The following is a 14,662-nucleotide window of genomic DNA, read 5'->3' as shown; positions in this document are numbered from 1 at the left end:
TCTTTTAGCTATGTCTCGTTCCATTAAAAAAGGTTTCTTTGTTGATCCACATCTTGCCAAGAAGGTAACTGTGGCTCAGGCCAATAATGATCGCAAGCCGATCCAAACTTGGTCTCGTCGTTCGACGATCACTCCTGACTTCGTAGGTCTCAACCTCAACGTCCATAACGGTCGCAGCTTTCTGCCCGTTTATGTGACCGAGAATATGGTTGGCCACAAGCTTGGTGAGTTCTCGCCGACACGCACGTTCAAGGGCCACGTCGCCAGCAAGAAATAAGTAAACCTCTTATTACGTCATGCACCTTTTGTCCGCACAACGCCACTCAAAGCTAGCTAGCTTGTTCCTTTTCGGAGCTCTGTTTGCTGGGTGCGTTGTGCGTGCGGAAGTTCCCGCTTTCGTCAAAGAGTCGATCTACAGCCCGAACGCAGCCACGGTCTCGACCGTGGTTCCTGCCCTTGCCGCAGACGTCGTCATTCTTGACGGCGGACTTGAGCAAGGCATCCGTCTCGGGATGGTTTGCCGCATTAATCGCGGCACACAATCGATCGGCGAATTGATTATAATCGAATCAAGAAGCGACCGCTCTGCAGGATTGATCCTAGAGCTGGTCGACGACTCCACAATTCAAGCGGGAGACATTGCCCGCGTAAAAACACTTCAAAACAGCTGAATCTCATGCAGGTCCAAGCCTATACCAAATACGCCCGTATGTCGCCCCGCAAGGTGCGCGATATCACCCGTGCCATCCAAGGCCGTAATGCTGCCGAAGCAGTCGAAATCTTGCGCTTTATTCCGCGCAAATCGGCTCGTCTCGTAAGCAAAACGCTTCAGTCGGCAATCGCCAACGCGGAAAACAATAACAACCTATCTTCCGATTCGCTGACAGTTGAGTCTGCAATCGTTGAGCAAGGTCCTACGTTCAAGCGTTTCCGTCCAGCCGCTCGCGGTTCGGCGCATCCTTACAAGAAGGCTACTAGCAATATTCGTATCGTCCTTACAGACGAAGCCTAAGTTAACACGACACCGATTTTATTATGGGACAGAAAGTTCATCCAACCGGCTTCCGCCTTGCAGTAACCCGCGACTGGGATTCACGCTGGTATGCGTCTAAGCAAGAATTTCCAGGCTTCATCAAAGAAGACTACGAAATTCGTAAATTTCTCACAAGCAAGCTTCGCTACGCTTCAGTGCCACGCATCTTCATTGAGCGCGCTTCTGGCCGTATTCGTGTGAAGATCTTCACTGCACGTCCTGGTGTTGTCATCGGCCGTAAAGGTGCAGAGCTCGATAAGCTTAAGGATGGCCTCAACAAGGTCGTCAAGAAGGAGATCATGCTCGACATCCAAGAAGTGAAGCGCCCTGACCTCTCAGCACAACTTGTTGCTGAGAACGTTGCACTTCAGCTTGAGCGTCGTATCGCTTTCCGCCGTGCTATGAAGCGCGCCGTTCAGACTACAATGGCAATGGGCGCGGAAGGTATCCGTATCCAGTGTGGTGGTCGTCTCGGTGGTGCTGACATCGCTCGCACAGAGCGCCAACACCAAGGTAAAGTGCCGCTTCAGACACTTCGCGCGAACATCAACTATGGCTTCAGCGAAGCAAACACTGTCTATGGTATCATTGGCGTGAAATGCTGGATCTGCCTTCCTGAGGAAGGTGAAGCTTAATTCACACGTCATTTACGACACCTTTTAATCTATTAAACTGAGCGAAACATGGCATATCTTCCATCACGCACAAAATACCGCAAGGTTCACACTGGCCGCATCTACGGAACAGCCCAGTCGTGTAACGCACTCGCTTTCGGCGAATTCGGTATCCAATCTCTCACACGTGGTCGCATGACTTCCCAACAAATTGAAGCTGCTCGTGTCGCTATGACACGTAGCCTCAAGCGTAAGGGTAAAGTATGGATCCGTGTTTTCCCGCACAAGCCTGTTACTAAGAAGCCAGCTGAAACCCGCATGGGTAAAGGTAAGGGTTCTGTCGAAAAGTGGGTCGCTGTGATCCGCCCTGGCACAATGCTCTTCGAAATCGCAGGTTGCTCGCACTCTGCTGCTCAAGAAGCACTCCGCTTGGCCGATACTAAGCTTCCGTTCCACTGCCGCTTCGTGACTCGCGAAGACTAAGCGTAATTAATTTTATCCAAAGGAATCATTTAATATGAGCACCACAAAAGATATCCGCGAAATGTCCGAAGTCGAAATCGAAAAGAAGCTCCGCGACACGCACGATGCACACGTTAACCTTCGCCTGCGTAAGCAGACCGGTCAGGTCGAGCGCCCGCACGAATTTACTCAACTGCGTCGCGAAATCGCACGCCTCGAAACCATTCTTAAAGAGAAGAAGTTGGCTGCGGCCTCTGCTTAATCTCAACAGCCGACTAATAATATGGAAGCAACACGCAATTCCCGTAAGTCCCTGATTGGCACCGTAACAAGTCGTTCCGGAGACAAGACAATCAAAGTCACTTACCTCTACAAGATCCCACACCCGCTTTACCGTAAGGAGATTAAGCGTAAGACAGTGGTTCACGCTCACGACGAAACAAATGACTGCTTCCTTGGTGATAAGGTTGAGATCATGGAAACACGTCCTCTTAGCAAGCTCAAGCGCTGGCGCGTCACTAAGGTTCTCGAAAGAGCACCACGCATTGGTGACGAAGCATAAGTGCTAAGTCTTTTATTTTTTAACCGTATAACGGAGATTTAGATATGATTCAGATGAACAGCCGCGTATTTATCGCGGATAACACAGGTGCCAAGGAAGCGGAGATGATCCGTCGTCTTGGACAAAACAAGCGCACAGCTGATGTTGGCGACGTAATCGTCTGCAATGTTAAAGTCGCATCCACAGACTCATCCGTTAAAAAGGGTGAAGTTGTAAAGGCAGTCGTCGTGCGCACAAAAGCACCGATCCGCCGTGGTGATGGCAGCTACCTTCGCTTTGATAACAACGCGGTTGTTATTCTTAACGCCGATGGTAACCCCAAAGGCACACGTATTTTCGGACCAGTAGCTCGTGAGCTCCGTGCGAAATACATGAAAATCATCTCACTAGCTCCGGAGGTTCTCTAATCATGGCTAAAGCAATTAAACGCGAACAAGAAGTTGTCGTCATCTCTGGCTCTCACAAGGGCAAGCGCGGTAAAGTTCTCTCTGTTAAAGCAGGGAAGAGCGTCGTGATCGAAGGCGTTAACCAAATCACTAAGTTCCTTCCTAAGTCTCAAGAGAACCCCGAAGGCGGTTCTGTAGAGCGCGAAACTCCGATTCACTACTCCAATGTAGTGTTGGCTGAGAAGTTCGACGCGAAGGCAAAGTAAAACGAAGCTTGCCAGAATGAGTATTTTACTCATTTTCACGCACTTTTTCCAAATTCACATCGACAATCCATTAACTTAGCCGGGACAGAAATCCGACTTAACTCCGATGCAAACACCAGCACTCAAGAAACATTACACCGAAACGGTCATTCCCGCACTTATGAAAAAGTTCGGATATGCCAACCCACACCAGGTTCCTTCGGTCAAAAAAATCGTCCTCAACTCGGGCTTTAGCGCGACTGATGACAAGAACCACATCCTGTATGTGAACCAAGAGATCGGTAAGATTGCTGGTCAACGTCCCGTGACGACCAAAGCAAAGCTTAGTATCTCGAACTTCAAGCTCCGTGAAGGCCAGCCGATTGGCGTTAAGGTAACACTCCGTGGCCGCGCCATGTATGAGTTCCTTAACCGTTTGATCCAAGTGGCGCTTCCTTGCATTCGTGACTTCCGTGGCGTTCCTGCAAAGCTTGATGGTCAAGGTAACTACACACTCGGTGTTTCTGATCACTCGATCTTCCCAGAAGTCAGTTCCGATGGCACAACAGCTACCATTGGTATGGATATCTGCATCAACACAAGTGCTAGCAACGATGAAGAAGGTCGCGAGCTCCTCGCTCTCTTCGGCATGCCGTTCCGCAAATCGACTTCCGAAGTGGAAGCAGAAGAAGCCGCAGCAGCAGCTCAAGCATAACAGAAAGAATTTCTCATGGCTAAAAAATCAGCAATCCAACGTAACCTCAAGCGCGTGCGTCTCATTGAGAAGTATGCAGCTAAGCGTGCAGAACTTAAAGCGATCCTTAAGAATCCGGAAACTCCGGATGATGAGTTCTACAAGGCACAAGCGAAGCTTACAAAGCTTCCTAAGAACAGCTCTCCGATCCGTGCACGTAACCGTTGCTCTGTAACAGGTCGTCCACGTGCTTACATTGGTAAGTTCGGTCTCTCTCGTCTCACTTTCCGTGAACTTGCTACACAAGGCAAAATTCCCGGTGTGACAAAATCATCTTGGTAATCCACCAAGGCTCAATACACCCACTGAAAACCCATTAGTTAGACTATGGCAGTTCACGATACAATCGGTGATTTCCTCACCATCATCCGCAACGGTAGCGCCGCTCGCAAGGATGTCTGCATCACGCAGCACTCCAAAATGCGCGCTTCTATCGCAGCGATCCTTAAACAAGAAGGCTACATCCGTGATTTCACGGAAGGCACTGATAAGCGCGGTTTCAAGACCATCGAACTGACTCTGAAGTTCGTCGGTAAGACTCCTGCTATCACTGGCATCGAGCGTCACAGCAAGCCAGGCCGTCGTCTTTATTTCGGTGCAACTGAGATCCCTCGTGTTCTTGGTGGCCTGGGTGTTGCAATCCTTACAACTTCCAAAGGCGTAGTGCGCGCCCGCGATGCCCGTGAATTGGGTGTTGGCGGTGAGCTGCTCTGCAAGGTTTGGTAATTCAGGAGACTACTATAAATGAGCAGAATTGGTAAACTTCCTATTCCCGTCCTTGATAAGGCGTCAGTGACTATTGATGGTCAAACTGTCCGCGTTGAAGGCCCTAAGGGTAAACTTGAAAAGACTTTTGACAGTTCGATTAGCTTCGAACTTGCGGATAACGAAATCAAGGTATCTCCAGTCGACAGCAGCCGCCACGCGAACGCTATGTTCGGCACCGCACGTTCCATCGTGAACAACATGGTGATCGGCGTTGTTGAAGGCTTCAAGAAAGAGATCGTCCTCAAAGGTGTCGGTTTCCGCGCTGTCCTTAGTGGCAACGTTCTTGATCTTGCCCTAGGCAAATCACACCCGTGCTTGGTGACTATCCCAGAGGGTATCACTGTCACTGTTGCAGAAAACACTAAGCTGACGATCGAAGGTGCTGATAAGCACTTGGTCGGTCACATCACAGCATCTATCTTTAATTTCTACCCAGCCGAGCCTTATAAGGGCAAGGGTGTCCACATCGTCGGCAAATACGTCCGTCGTAAGGAGGGTAAGAAATCCGCTTAATTTCTAAAGAGGCATATATAACATGAAACTCGATAAGAAAAAATCTCTTTTACAGAAGCGCAAATGGCGCATTCGCAAGAAAATCAACGGCACTGCCGAACGACCACGTCTTGCTGTTACTTTCTCCAATAAGCACATCTATGCACAGTGCATCGATGACGTAAAGGGCCACACATTGGTCTATGTTACATCGCTTACTAAAGATTCATCTCTTAAGGCAAACGCTGAAGGTGCACTCGCACTTGGTAAGACAGTGGCTGAAAAGGCAAAGGCTGCAGGCATCGAGTCTGTTGTTTTTGACCGTTCCGGTCGCCGCTACCACGGTTGCGTAAAAACATTTGCAGAAGCTGCCCGCGAAGGTGGTCTACAATTCTAAGGTTATCATATGAGCAGACAAAACAGATCATTCTCTCAGAAGAACGAGCCGGAAGAAGCACCAGAATACGTTGAAAAGGTGGTTCACATTAACCGTTGCGCGAAAGTTGTAAAAGGCGGACGCCGTTTCAGTTTCTCCGCACTCGTTGTTACAGGTAATCAAAAAGGTGAAGTTGGCGTCGGTTACGGCAAAGCTAAGGAAGTTCCTGAAGCGATCCGTAAGGGCACAGAACAGGCCAAAAAGAACCTCATCACTATCAAGCTCCGCGGCGACACAATCCCACACCACGTGTTGGGTGAAGCTGACGGCGGTAAAGTTCTTCTTCGCCCGGCATCGGACGGAACAGGCGTAATCGCAGGTGGCGGTTGCCGCGCGGTTCTCGAGTCTGTCGGCATCAAGAACATTCTTTCTAAGTCTCTCGGCTCGAACAATCACCTTGCAATGGTTAAGGCGACAATGGCAGCACTCGTGCAGCTTCGTTCGAACGAGGAAATCAAAAACGTCCGTTTCGGTGATAAAGCCGCTGCGGAAGCGTAAGGATCATTACAATGAATCTCGAAAAAATTCCTACAATTCAGGGAGCTACACACCCAACTAAGCGTCTTGGACGCGGTGAGGGTAACGGACGCGGTAAGACTTGCTGCCAAGGACATAAGGGTCAAAAGGCTCGTTCTGGTGGTGGTATCCGTATCGGCTTCGAAGGTGGTCAAATGCCACTCTATCGTAAGCTTCCACGTCGTGGCTTCAATAACTTCAACTTCAAGACTAGCTATCAGCTTGTTAACCTTGCACAGCTTGCAAAACTCGAAGGAGACGTCGTCTCTCGCGAGGTTTTGATCGCTGCCGGTCTTATCCGTGACAACAAGCAAGGCGTAAAGCTACTTGGTGATGGTGAAGTTTCCAAAGCATATACGGTAACAGTCTGCAAAGTCTCTGCTTCTGCAAAGAAGGCAATTGAGGCTGCAGGCGGCAAGATCGTCGAAGCAGCACCCGTTGCTGCTGAAACGAAGGAAGAGGCTTAATCGCTCACTCCTTTAATCGCTTCGTTTAGAGTTACCACACATGCTTTCTGCTTTTACAAATTCTCTGAAGATCCCAGAGCTGCGCCAGAAGATTTTCTTCACGTTGGCTCTGCTCTTCATCGCTCGCGTTGGGGCTAATATCCCACTGCCAGGGATGAATATTGGTCCAATCCGCGAGTTCATGGCGGATCAAGCATCCGCTAGTGGTGGCCTTGTGGGGCTCTACAACATGTTTACCGGCGGGGCGCTCCTTAATGGAGCCGTCTTCGCTCTTGGTATCATGCCATACATTAGCGCGTCGATCATCATGCAGTTGGTCGGCGCGGTATTCCCTGTGATTGCTCGTTTACAGCAAGAGGGGGATGTCGGTCGTCAAAAGATCAATCAATACACTCGTTATTTGACGCTGGGTATCTGTGTGGTTCAAGGCTTGCTTCTCTTGGTTGCGCTTAGCACCAATCCCGGCAGCATTGTTGGACAAGGCTTCAGCCCTGAACAATATGGCCCTGTCGTTATTGCTGGTAAGGCACAGTTCCTGATTACAGGCACAATCTTCCTGACTGCTGGTTCTATGATCATGGTTTGGCTTGGTGAGCAGATCACTGAGAAGGGGATTGGTAATGGTATCTCGCTATTGATTACAGTGAGCATTATCTCTGGTCTTCCAGCTGCTGTTGCGTCGGCCTATCAGATGTTTGTCGCACCTGTCGGTTCTGAAAGTGCTGCACTGGGTGCGCCTGAAGGTGTGCTGATGCTCGTTCTATTGTTTGCGGTCACCGCAGGTCTAGTCGCCATCACTCAAGCACAGCGTAAGATTCCAGTTCAGTATGCAAAGCGCGTCGTAGGTCGTAAGGTCTATGGTGGTCAGAGCTCGTTCCTGCCGCTCAAGGTGAATTATGCAGGTGTGATGCCCGTCATTTTCGCTTCAGCGATCCTGATGTTTCCCACTCAGATCCTGAGCTACTTGGGCACTGCAACGAATATGCGTTTCTTCAATGACGTCGCTGAGTCGCTCGGTCGCGGTGAGGTCGCCTACTACTTGGTGTTCGGCTTCTTGATCTTCGTCTTTAGTTACTTCTGGGTATCGATGATGTTCAAGCCGGTTCAGATCGCTGACGATTTGAAGAAAAACGGTGGTTATATTCCAGGCGTTCGTCCTGGTGAGCCGACTGCGAAGTTCTTGGATTATATCATGACACGTCTGACTCTCTTCGGTGCTTTGTCGCTGACTGTGATCGCGTTGTTCCCTGATATCCTACTCTTTACTTATAACGTTCCTTTCTCTGTCGCCGTATTCTTCGGTGGCACCGGGATGCTCATTACTGTCGGCGTTTTGCTCGACACCATGCGTCAAATCGAAACCTACCTCTTGCAGCGCCATTATGATGGCTTTCTCAAGAAGGGTAAGATCCGCGGTCGTTCCGCAGCGCGTAATAAGCAACTCGTTGATTCCGCTGGTTTGCAAGATTTCTGGACCGCTTGGCGTCCACTCTTGTTCATCGCGGTCGCACTTTTCGCCCTCGGGATCATTTCCTTCTTCTTTAACCTCGGTTAAGCGAAGCCCTTGGTCGTTATAGTATCCGCAGGCGCATTTTGATCTGAAATGCCTCTCCGTTTTATTTCCTGTTCTTTGATTAATCTCCTTACCGTAAACCGATGAAAGCAATTCGTTCCGACGAAGAAATCCAATCGATTCGCGAAGCCTGCCAAATCGCAGCGACTGTATTAAAGCAGTTGGTCGATGCAGTGGGCGAGGGGATGACTACCTATGATCTCGATCAACTTGGCCGCAAGGCCATTGAGGCATTTGGAGCCGAAAGCGCTTGTTACAATTATCGTAACGGTGAGCACGTCTTCCCTGCTTATACCTGCATTTCAGTTAATGAAGAAATCGTGCATGGTATTGGTAGCATGCGTCGCCCCATTCAGGGCGGTGACGTTGTTTCCATCGATGTAGTTGTTCGTTACCGCGGATTTATCGGCGACAATGCGAAGACGGTTTTGATTCCACCAGTAGTGGATGAAAACCAGAAGCTCATTGATGCAACAAGCGAGGCGCTCACTTATGCGATTAGCTTTGCGCGTGCTGGTAACCGTGTCGGCGATATTTCGAATGCCGTGCAGCGCTTTATTAAGCGTCACAATTACGGTATCGTTCGCGAGTTTGTAGGACATGGGGTTGGCGCTACGATGCATGAAGCACCGCAGATTCCAAATTACGGTCGTCGCGGAAGCGGTGCATTACTCAAGCCTGGTATGGCGCTCGCAATCGAGCCGATGATCAATCTTGGAGGTGCCGCAATCGAGATGCTCGATGATGGTTGGACCGCTGTAACACGCGATCGAAAGCCATCTGCCCACTTTGAACACACCGTTCTCGTCACTGGCGGGGATCCGGAAATTTTAACAATTCCGAAAAATTAACTTTTCAAACTAAACTTAACTGCTACGTTCCACCGTTTTCCCGTAATTCTACGGGTTATATAACATTTTTTTATCATGCCACGTATACTTGGAGTCGATATCCCCGCAAACAAGAAGCTAGAATACTCGCTTCGCTACATCTATGGCATTGGGCCAACACGCGCTAAGGCAATTGTCGAAGCGTCTGGTTTCGATGCAGATCGCCGTGCCGGTGACCTTAGCGAAGAGGAGCTCAATCAGCTCGCATCTCTTGTTGCGGATAAACAATACATCGTTGAAGGTGACCTCCGTCGTGAGCGCACTGCCAACCTAAAGCGCCTTTCAGCCATCCGCAGCCTTCGTGGTATTCGCCACATGCGTGGACTTCCGGTTCGTGGCCAACGCACTAAAACTAATGCCCGCACACGTAAGGGCGCGGTCAAGCCAGTCCGTAAGTAACCCATTTAGAGGATCATTCCTATGAGCGAAGAAGAAACAAAATCTGTAGAAGAAGAAAAAGTAGTTGTTGATGCAGCTGTTGAAGGCGAAGCCGAAGCACCTGTAAAGAAGCAAGAAACTGCTGAAGATCTTCTTAAGAGCGATCTCGATGGTGTTAAAATCCGTCGTGCCAAGGGCAGCAAAAACATTACTGTAGGTATTGTTAATGTCCTCGCTACTTTTAATAACACTAAAGTGACTTTCGCCGATGCGCGCGGTAATGTTATTTCCTGGTCAAGTGCCGGTAAATGCAACTTCCGTGGCTCTCGTAAGTCCACTGCATACGCAGCGCAAGTTGTGACTCAAGATGCAGGTCGTGTGGCAATGTCCCACGGCATGAAGGAAGTCACAGTTAAGCTGAACGGCCCAGGTATGGGACGTGACTCAGCTGTCCGTGCTCTCCAGTCTTTAGGCATGGTAGTAACCGAAATTATTGATGTGACTCCGGTCCCTCATAACGGTTGCCGTGCTCCAAAACGTCGTCGTGTCTAATCGTGCCTCTGCCACGTAGATACATTTAAACTAGTCCGCAGAAAACCAAAGGAAATATTATGTCCCGTTACACTGGACCAACAACCCGCATCAATCGCCGCTTCGGTCAGGCCATCTTCGCGCCTACTAAAGCATTCGAGCGTAAGCCACACCCTCCTGGTCAGCATGGCCCTCGTCTCCGCCGTAAATTCAGCGAATACGCTGTTGGCTTGAACGAGAAGCAAAAGCTTCGCTTCATGTATGGCATCACGGAAAAACAATTCCGTCTCACTTTCGAAAAAGCTAAAAACACTCGTGGTGTCACTGGTGAGATCTTTCTCCAGATGCTCGAAACACGTTTGGACAGTGTAATCTACCGCCTCGGCTTTGCTAAGTCACGCGCTGGAGCTCGTCAGCTTGTTGGTCACGGTCACGTTTGCGTGAACGGTCAGAAGACTGACATTGCTTCCTTCATCGTGAAGGAAGGCGACGAAATCGAAGTGCGTGAGCGCACCTCATCCCGTCAGCTTGCGACTCGCAGCATGGAAGAAAGTCAAGGACGCACCGTTCCTGAGTGGCTCACACTCAATGCGGACGCACTCAAGGCGACTATTAATCGCCTTCCGACTACAGAAGAAACTGAAAACAGCATTAACGTTCAACTGATCGTTGAATTCTATAGCCGATAATCAGTTCTCGTTTCATGGCCGTTCTGGCCAGACATTAGCAATTCATTGTAATCAGTTAAAACAAAGCATATTATGCCAAAGCGCTTAGGAAAATTCGAACTTCCAAACCGGCTAGTAAAAGTCGAGGAAACTGCTTCCGACACTTTTGCCACTTTCCAAGCTGAGCCGTTTGAAACGGGTTACGGGCACACTATCGGGAATTCTCTCCGTCGTGTTCTTCTCAGCTCTATCGAAGGTGCAGCCATCTCATCGATTAAAATCGATGGTGTGCAGCATGAGTTCCAGAGCATTGAAGGTATCGTCGAAGACGTTACCGACATCGTTCTGAATCTGAAAAAGGTTCTCCTCGTTTCTGAAGGTCGTGAGGCCGCGAACCTGATCATTGACGTTAACCGTGAAGGTCCCGTTACTGCGGCTGACATTCAACTCGACGCCAATATCCAGGTCGTTAATCCAGACCAAGTCATTTGCACACTCGACAAAGAGCAGCGTTTTCTCGCTGAGCTTGAAGTGCGCGTTGGCCGTGGTTACTGCGCAGGTGAGGAAAATAAGAAGGCAGACCAACCGATCGGCGTCATCGCGATCGACTCTCTCTTCAGTCCTGTTAAGCTTGTAAAATACTCTGTTGAAAACACTCGTGTTGGACAAGAGATGGACTACGACAAGCTTATCCTTGAGATCACTACTGACGGACGTATCACTCCGGACGAAGCCCTCAAGCAGAGCGCTGCAATCGTTAAGCACCACATGGACGTCTTCGATGAAGTATCGAAGGAAGACATCGAGTTCGAAAGCGAAAGCAAGGAAATCAGCGAAGAACAGAATCGCCTTCGTAAGCTGCTCAACATGAGCGTGAACGAAATCGAACTTTCCGTCCGTGCGGCAAATTGCTTGAACAATGCAAACATCACTACAGTTGGTGAGCTTGCAATGAAGTCTGAGCAAGAAATGCTTAAATATCGTAACTTCGGTAAGAAGTCCCTCAACGAGATCAAAGACAAGCTCGAGCAGCTTGGCCTCTCTCTTGGGATGAAAATCGACGAGCGCCTCCTTGAAAAGGGCACCGAGCTCTAATCCCGCCACTTAGGCACAAGCAATTTAGAAAATGCGTCACAGCAAAAGAAGACATACACTAGGGGTCTCCGGACCACACCGTTCCGCCATGATGGGCAACCTCGCAGTTGCACTGATCACACATGGTCGTATCCAAACAACACTGACTAAAGCGAAAGCGCTTCGTCCTTTCATCGAGAAGATCATTACGCTCGCTAAGAAGGCTGAGTCAGCAAACGACGCTGCACGTAAGTTGCACTTCCGTCGCCTTGCGATCTCACGCGTTCGTGATAAAGCAGCAGTTGCTAAACTCTTTGATGAGCGCGTAAGCGAGTTCACTGAGCGCAATGGTGGTTACACACGTATCTACAAGCTCGGTCAACGTATCGGCGATGCAGCTGAAGTTGCATTGATCGAATTGATCGACGGTAACGACGAAGGCTACTCCAAGAAGTCAGCAAAGAAGGCTGCTAAGCCAGCAGCAAAGAAAGCTGAGAAGAAGGAAGAAGCTCCTGCAGAAGAAGCCGAAGCACCAGCTGCGGAAGCAACTGAAGCGGAAGCACCTGCGGCGGAAGAGAAGAAGCCAGTCAAGAAGGCCGCTAAAAAAGCAGCCAAGAAGGCACCTGCCAAGAAGGCAGCCAAAAAGGCCGCTAAGAAAGCTGTTAAGAAGGCAGACTAATTCTACTCTTGTCTTAAATTTCAAAAAGCCCGTCCAGCAATGGACGGGCTTTTTTTGTTTACCGTGAAAGGTGGGGTAGGCTTTCGGAATCGTGCGCCTCAAAAATAGAGTAAACTTCGACTCTCTTGTGGGGCGAGCTTCTCATCGGGAGCCTGTTTGCATGGCGAGGGCATGTTCTGTCCTACTTCGAAGTCGTGCTTGGGTGTTGTTCGGGCAGTGGGGGGAGTCCTAGTCCGTGGTCGTCGGTGAGCCCATGAATTCGCTGCGTGTCGTTTGGCCTTCTTCGGAGATGTTTTCACGGCTCAATACAGTGGTGACGGTCATCACTAGTATTTTAATATCTAGCCAGAAGCTGTGGTGTTTCACATACCAGAGATCGAGTTCGAATTGGTGCTCCCAGGTGAGTCCGTTTCGGCCATTCACCTGTGCCCAGCCTGTGATGCCCGGACGCACATCGTGACGGCGGGCTTGTTGTTTGTTGTAACGGTCTAAATAGATGGTGGGTAGTGGGCGTGGCCCGACGAGGCTCATTTCTCCGCGGAGCACATTCCAGAGTTCTGGCAATTCATCCAAGCTGGTGGAACGTAGGAACTGTCCCCATTTGGTGAGTCGTTCCGCATCGCTACCGGCACCTGTGCGCATGGTGCGGAATTTTAGAATCGAGAGCGGGGCGCCGTTTTTACCTGCCCGTCGTTGACGAAAGAAAATGGGGCGACCTAGCATGATGAGTTGAAGGGCGCACAGAATGATCAGGGGAATGCACAGCGCGCACAGCAGTGTTAGGCTGATAAGAATGTCGAAAAGACGCTTCATTGAATATGTTTTAAGGGGAAGTGTAAGTTTTGGGAATACTGTGCGATTTCATTAACTCTTGGGATACAGTCAAACCTAGCTTTGACAGCATTCTGAGCGAATGCACATTACTAACTGAATTCAATTAACGCCAACCAACTCGACTTACCTATGATCTTAGATGCCTCTGAACGCACTTTTCCTCCCTTTAGCCTTACTCGTTTGCTGACGACATGTTTCGGAAGCGGGAGTGGTGAGCGGGTTTGTATTCTAATCGATCTGCCAAATCCTGCAGATATTGAGGATTTTAAGTTCCTCGAAGACGAAACGCTCTCGATTCAGAATTATGGTTATGAGACTTTTTATAAGGGCTTCAAAGCTGGAGGTTTAGAGGCGATGAATTGGACCGGTGGAGAGGTGTTCGCTTACAAAGAGACCGGTGGTAGTAACCTGGACATGGAGGATGAGTGCTACGATGTCGAAGGCAACTTGCTGAGCTTGGATAAGGATATCTACACCAAGTATGACATCATTCTGACGGTTTCGACGTTCTCAGCTACGGCACCGCTGACGGCTAAGTGTAAGGAGTTCGGCTTCCGTGGTGCGACCTTGCATGGTTTGAACCAGATCATTTTGGATACGGGGCTCGCGGTGGATTATGACATTGTCAGTGAGGAGGCGGAGCGCTTGCGCCTTGGTTTGACCGAAGCGGATCGTTTCGAAATCGATTTTGAAGTGGAGAGTAAGGTTTATACGCTCGTGCTGCATACCAACGGGCAAGCGGCTCAGAAGAGTCATGGCTTGTGCCCTCCGGGTAAGCCCGATGTCGCGAACCTGCCGGCCGGTGAGGTTTACTTCGTTCCAGAAAGTGCGGATGGCGTGTTTCCGTTTAAATATGACGAGAGCACCATCGGTTTATTACACGTGAAGGATGGGAAGATCTTTAAGTCGCAGTTTGTATATGGCGACTATGCCGAAATCGAAGACCACAATCGTCGTTTGAAGGATGATCCGATGATTGGTGCGATTGGTGAGTTGGGCTTCGGCACGCAGGTGCTGCCGTTCTCTGGTCGTGACATTCAGGATGAAAAGATCCTTGGCACCATCCACGTCGCAACTGGGCGTGATGATCACCTCGGTGGCAACATCACTCCAGATCTGTTTAAAGAGCATAAGAATGCATCGCACGACGATGTGCTCTATGCTCCGCACAAGACGCCAGAGATTCGCTTGCCAGAGGCACGCATGATTAAGAATGGCGAAACGACGGTGTTGATTCGCCATTACAAGCCTGCCGAATACATGGTGCAGTGTTTGGAAGGGTAAGCATTGAGGTGCTTCA

25 protein-coding genes are annotated in these 14,662 nt (G+C 49.7%); 24 read left to right on the top strand and 1 reads right to left on the bottom strand.

The window, feature by feature from the left end; genetic code table 11:
- The first annotated feature begins 10 nt into the window (after positions 1-10).
- The 23 genes from rpsS (at position 11) to rplQ (ending at position 12,528) form a co-directional block, all read left to right on the top strand.
- Positions 11-277, top strand: coding sequence for a 30S ribosomal protein S19 (gene rpsS / locus GZZ87_RS03300; RefSeq protein ID WP_162027351.1), 267 nt, complete (start codon positions 11-13; stop codon positions 275-277).
- 19 nt (positions 278-296) lie between these two features.
- Positions 297-671 carry a hypothetical protein gene (locus tag GZZ87_RS03295; RefSeq protein WP_162027350.1) on the top strand — a complete coding sequence of 125 codons (375 nt, stop codon included), beginning with the start codon at positions 297-299 and terminating at the stop codon, positions 669-671.
- A gap of 5 nt (positions 672-676) precedes the next feature.
- On the top strand, positions 677-1,012 hold the full coding sequence (rplV, locus tag GZZ87_RS03290) for a 50S ribosomal protein L22 (RefSeq protein WP_162027349.1): 336 nt from the start codon (positions 677-679) through the stop codon (positions 1,010-1,012).
- A gap of 23 nt (positions 1,013-1,035) precedes the next feature.
- Entirely contained in the window at positions 1,036-1,668 is a 633-nt protein-coding gene (gene rpsC, locus GZZ87_RS03285) for a 30S ribosomal protein S3 (RefSeq protein ID WP_162027348.1), read from the top strand.
- A gap of 48 nt (positions 1,669-1,716) precedes the next feature.
- Complete coding sequence (gene rplP, locus GZZ87_RS03280; protein ID WP_162027347.1) at positions 1,717-2,130, top strand: 50S ribosomal protein L16; 414 nt, start codon at positions 1,717-1,719, stop codon at positions 2,128-2,130.
- Positions 2,131-2,164: 34 nt separating this feature from the next.
- On the top strand, positions 2,165-2,371 hold the full coding sequence (gene rpmC, locus GZZ87_RS03275) for a 50S ribosomal protein L29 (protein WP_162027346.1): 207 nt from the start codon (positions 2,165-2,167) through the stop codon (positions 2,369-2,371).
- Between the two features lie 21 nt (positions 2,372-2,392).
- Positions 2,393-2,671 (top strand): 30S ribosomal protein S17, encoded by a 279-nt coding sequence (gene rpsQ / locus GZZ87_RS03270; protein WP_162027345.1) that lies wholly within the window; start codon positions 2,393-2,395, stop codon positions 2,669-2,671.
- 44 nt (positions 2,672-2,715) lie between these two features.
- A complete protein-coding gene (gene rplN, locus GZZ87_RS03265; protein WP_162027344.1) occupies positions 2,716-3,078 on the top strand; it encodes a 50S ribosomal protein L14 in 363 nt (120 codons plus the stop codon).
- Positions 3,079-3,080: 2 nt separating this feature from the next.
- On the top strand, positions 3,081-3,323 hold the full coding sequence (gene rplX, locus GZZ87_RS03260) for a 50S ribosomal protein L24 (RefSeq protein WP_162027343.1): 243 nt from the start codon (positions 3,081-3,083) through the stop codon (positions 3,321-3,323).
- Positions 3,324-3,429: 106 nt separating this feature from the next.
- Entirely contained in the window at positions 3,430-4,017 is a 588-nt protein-coding gene (gene rplE, locus GZZ87_RS03255; RefSeq protein WP_162027342.1) for a 50S ribosomal protein L5, read from the top strand.
- Between the two features lie 15 nt (positions 4,018-4,032).
- On the top strand, positions 4,033-4,338 hold the full coding sequence (gene rpsN / locus GZZ87_RS03250; protein WP_162027341.1) for a 30S ribosomal protein S14: 306 nt from the start codon (positions 4,033-4,035) through the stop codon (positions 4,336-4,338).
- Between the two features lie 45 nt (positions 4,339-4,383).
- Complete coding sequence (gene rpsH, locus GZZ87_RS03245; protein WP_162027340.1) at positions 4,384-4,782, top strand: 30S ribosomal protein S8; 399 nt, start codon at positions 4,384-4,386, stop codon at positions 4,780-4,782.
- 18 nt (positions 4,783-4,800) lie between these two features.
- Complete coding sequence (gene rplF, locus GZZ87_RS03240) at positions 4,801-5,337, top strand: 50S ribosomal protein L6 (RefSeq protein ID WP_162027339.1); 537 nt, start codon at positions 4,801-4,803, stop codon at positions 5,335-5,337.
- Between the two features lie 22 nt (positions 5,338-5,359).
- The gene (gene rplR / locus GZZ87_RS03235) at positions 5,360-5,713 is read left to right on the top strand and encodes a 50S ribosomal protein L18 (RefSeq protein WP_162027338.1); all 354 of its coding nucleotides are present in this window, start codon (positions 5,360-5,362) and stop codon (positions 5,711-5,713) included.
- 9 nt (positions 5,714-5,722) lie between these two features.
- Positions 5,723-6,250: a 30S ribosomal protein S5 gene (gene rpsE, locus GZZ87_RS03230; RefSeq protein WP_162027337.1), complete on the top strand. Its 528-nt coding sequence runs from the start codon at positions 5,723-5,725 to the stop codon at positions 6,248-6,250.
- 11 nt (positions 6,251-6,261) lie between these two features.
- The gene (rplO, locus tag GZZ87_RS03225; RefSeq protein WP_162027336.1) at positions 6,262-6,735 is read left to right on the top strand and encodes a 50S ribosomal protein L15; all 474 of its coding nucleotides are present in this window, start codon (positions 6,262-6,264) and stop codon (positions 6,733-6,735) included.
- Positions 6,736-6,775: 40 nt separating this feature from the next.
- Positions 6,776-8,290, top strand: coding sequence for a preprotein translocase subunit SecY (gene secY, locus GZZ87_RS03220; RefSeq protein ID WP_162027335.1), 1,515 nt, complete (start codon positions 6,776-6,778; stop codon positions 8,288-8,290).
- Positions 8,291-8,391: 101 nt separating this feature from the next.
- Positions 8,392-9,159, top strand: a complete 768-nt coding sequence (gene map / locus GZZ87_RS03215; RefSeq protein WP_162027334.1) for a type I methionyl aminopeptidase — start codon at positions 8,392-8,394, stop codon at positions 9,157-9,159.
- A 75-nt stretch (positions 9,160-9,234) separates the two neighbouring features.
- Positions 9,235-9,597, top strand: coding sequence for a 30S ribosomal protein S13 (gene rpsM, locus GZZ87_RS03210; protein ID WP_162027333.1), 363 nt, complete (start codon positions 9,235-9,237; stop codon positions 9,595-9,597).
- A gap of 21 nt (positions 9,598-9,618) precedes the next feature.
- Positions 9,619-10,128 (top strand): 30S ribosomal protein S11, encoded by a 510-nt coding sequence (gene rpsK, locus GZZ87_RS03205; protein ID WP_162027332.1) that lies wholly within the window; start codon positions 9,619-9,621, stop codon positions 10,126-10,128.
- A 59-nt stretch (positions 10,129-10,187) separates the two neighbouring features.
- Positions 10,188-10,796: a 30S ribosomal protein S4 gene (gene rpsD, locus GZZ87_RS03200; RefSeq protein ID WP_162027331.1), complete on the top strand. Its 609-nt coding sequence runs from the start codon at positions 10,188-10,190 to the stop codon at positions 10,794-10,796.
- Positions 10,797-10,868: 72 nt separating this feature from the next.
- A complete protein-coding gene (locus tag GZZ87_RS03195; RefSeq protein ID WP_162027330.1) occupies positions 10,869-11,870 on the top strand; it encodes a DNA-directed RNA polymerase subunit alpha in 1,002 nt (333 codons plus the stop codon).
- A 31-nt stretch (positions 11,871-11,901) separates the two neighbouring features.
- Complete coding sequence (rplQ, locus tag GZZ87_RS03190; protein WP_162027329.1) at positions 11,902-12,528, top strand: 50S ribosomal protein L17; 627 nt, start codon at positions 11,902-11,904, stop codon at positions 12,526-12,528.
- Positions 12,529-12,756: 228 nt separating this feature from the next.
- Here the strand turns inward: rplQ and GZZ87_RS03185 are convergent, their stop codons facing one another.
- On the bottom strand, positions 12,757-13,341 hold the full coding sequence (locus GZZ87_RS03185; protein ID WP_162027328.1) for a sugar transferase: 585 nt from the start codon (positions 13,339-13,341) through the stop codon (positions 12,757-12,759).
- A gap of 150 nt (positions 13,342-13,491) precedes the next feature.
- Here GZZ87_RS03185 and GZZ87_RS03180 point away from each other — a divergent pair, with 150 nt between their 5' ends.
- Complete coding sequence (locus GZZ87_RS03180; protein WP_162027327.1) at positions 13,492-14,646, top strand: hypothetical protein; 1,155 nt, start codon at positions 13,492-13,494, stop codon at positions 14,644-14,646.
- Positions 14,647-14,662 lie beyond the last annotated feature (16 nt).

The sequence above is a fragment of the Lentimonas sp. CC4 genome (genome assembly GCF_902728235.1).
GTDB lineage: Bacteria > Verrucomicrobiota > Verrucomicrobiia > Opitutales > Coraliomargaritaceae > Lentimonas.
This window is presented reverse-complemented; position numbering and strand designations above follow the sequence as displayed.